The 2,397-nt window shown below is 43.8% G+C and carries 2 protein-coding genes; both read right to left on the bottom strand.

Annotated elements, in window-relative coordinates; genetic code table 11:
• Positions 1-1,151: beta-propeller fold lactonase family protein (locus tag QUB12_RS34185; protein ID WP_333310615.1), on the bottom strand; the 1,151-nt coding region annotated here is incomplete at its 3' end.
• A gap of 235 nt (positions 1,152-1,386) precedes the next feature.
• On the bottom strand, positions 1,387-1,638 hold the full coding sequence (locus tag QUB12_RS34180) for a hypothetical protein (protein ID WP_333310613.1): 252 nt from the start codon (positions 1,636-1,638) through the stop codon (positions 1,387-1,389).
• Positions 1,639-2,397: the final 759 nt, after the last annotated feature.

Genomic DNA, 2,397 nt, shown 5'->3' with positions numbered 1-2,397 from the left:
GTGTCCGCATTGCGACCCACAACAAACGCATAGCTAGCATCCGGTAAAACCGTTACCGAAACTCCCTCATTCACATCAAAGTAATCAAAACTGGAACCCAGCCCTAAATTTGTATATCGGGTGGTAGCAGCAAAACTCACCGGGTCATTATTAGTAATGTCCAATACCCCAAATCCTTTGCTATCTTTCCCGCTGTTCGTAAAGGTCATGGCTAAGGGATTGACGGTGCTTGCTATTCCTTCTACTCCTTCATCGGCTGTGATACTTCCGATTAATTGATTCCACTTTTTGGGGTTCTGACTGGGGTCGCTGGGTCGGTCTTTGGGGTCGATATTAACAGCGTAAATTTTGCTGTTCGAGCCGTTTGGTGCAGTAACAAACAGCTTTTTGCCGTCGCTGCTAATAGCTATTTGTCGCAAACCGCTTGGGGCTGTACCGACTGGGATGGTTTGGGTAACTTGGTGATAGGTTGAGGAAAACGGGTTGATATCGAGAACGTAGATGGAGTTGCTGCCGATTTTTCCGTCTGCGATGTAAGCGTATTGGTCGCGGGGGTCTATAACTATGGATCGAGGTTCTGCACCGCTGGGCAAATTTATCGGGTTAATACCAGCGGTATTCGGCTGAGTGTCTACCTGTTGCCTGGTCATCGGATCGACTAAAGCAATGCGCCCAGAACGATCCATCGCTACATAAGCACGGCTACCGTCACTGGTGAGTGTTAGTTCTCGCGGTCGATCGAGTATATCATCCGTCCCTACAGAAACGCTGCCAATCGACAAGTCGCTGCTATTAGTAGCTGCGACGACTGATTTGGGATTTGCACCGTTAATAATTGCAACTTTATCTGCTGTCCACTGCGCGGCAAAGATGTATTCTGTATTGTTTTCAATTCGGTAAGGACTGCTATCGTATTTAACTTCTTTGGCTGGTTCTGAGGGCTTTGGGCTGACTTTTTCGTTTTGCTTGCGGCTGATGACGATGCGGGATTCACCTAACGGTAAGGTGTTGGGAACTTGAACGGCGATTTCAAATTGATTGTTTTCCAATTTGCGACTTTTGTCTGTCAAAACTGTTCCTTCGTAAGCTTGTCTGCCTACGAAAAATTTAACGGTTAAGTCGCTGAATCTGCTGCCTAACGGGTCGCTCAAGTTATCTACTAATACATTAGTACCCGTGATGAAGAGAACGGGTTGATTGTTGGGAAAAGATTGATTGTTGCTGTCTGTAAACTTAAGTTCGGCACTTTGGATGATGGGAGGTGCTTTGGGATTAGAAGCTGTTGGTGCGACTTGGGATGCGCGTCTTTCGCCGATTAAAGCATCTTTGTCGTAAGAGTCGAGATCCCTTTCACCTATAATTTCCCCAGTCAGAGCATCCAGTGCGCTATTTTTTGCGGGGGGGGGTAAAATCTGTGTTGGGGAAGCTCTGACTCAAACTGAGGGAGTTGGAAAAGCTGGCGATGTCTTCAGCGCTATTGTTGTCAGCGGCCCGAAGTGGAGGGAGTGTTTGTTCTGAGATGTTGCTGGCGTAAGCTTGACTATTGAGTAAGTTTTTGGTATCAATCTCGAATTCTGGGGCGAGGAAATTCTGAAACGGATCTTGAGAGTTAAAAGGTGAATCTTTAACAAGTTTCATGTTTAATTTCCGTAGATGCGAGTGAGCTGTTTGCTTGTGATAGTTTCAAACTAACTAATTGATGCGCTTCACCCTTCATTCAAGAAGAATGTGTGGATTCGGACTTAATCAAGTTTTTAGTGCGTGATTTTTAGTGAGCTGCCAAGCTTTTATTAAGAATAATGTTCCCGTATTTTCGGCAGCAAGTCAATCACGGAAATTACTGATATTTTCCGTCGGGTACTGGAAAACTGGCAGTGTCCGCAACAACTTAATAGCAGAGCATATGTGAAGGTTGCTGCGCTAGTTAGTTTGTTTGACTGATAAATTGTGATTGAATTGTTAAAATTTTACAGATTATTTATCAAAGTAATGTACGTTAGTCAGCCAAAATACTTAGATTGTTGTAGGCTCGCATTTCAAGCCTACTTAAATTTACTGACGGGAAATTACGGAACAACGGGAGCATCTCTGTTTGGCTTTTATAGTGCGAGATATTCAATAGTTCGCACTGTCAAAAAAATGCTTTTTGCAAAAATGAAATGCTCCCTGTTGTTCCCTTGTTCATAATATATGAAAGAATTGGCTGACACCTAAACATCTGAATGCTCTTGAAAGTAAAGCTTGACAGCTTCTACGCTGTAATTCATGTAATCGCGCGTGATGTCGCTTTCAGCCATCGGCTCTCCGTCGCTGCTGGGATATTCAATTTCTAGTTGTTAGGCTTGAGTTAAAATTGTCATTTTTCAATTTCCCTCAAAGTTATTAATTTAATGCCCG

Origin of the sequence: Microcoleus sp. B7-D4, from assembly GCF_036705125.1 — a bacterium.
Classification (GTDB): domain Bacteria; phylum Cyanobacteriota; class Cyanobacteriia; order Cyanobacteriales; family Microcoleaceae; genus Microcoleus.
The sequence above is the reverse complement of the archived record's forward strand: the minus strand, read 5'-3'. Positions and strand labels throughout refer to the sequence as shown.

Excerpts from the sequence above, each read along its gene's own strand:
- QUB12_RS34180 (WP_333310613.1), bottom strand. The coding sequence starts at position 1,638 with ATGAAACTTGTTAAAGATTCACCTTTTAACTCTCAAGATCCGTTTCAG.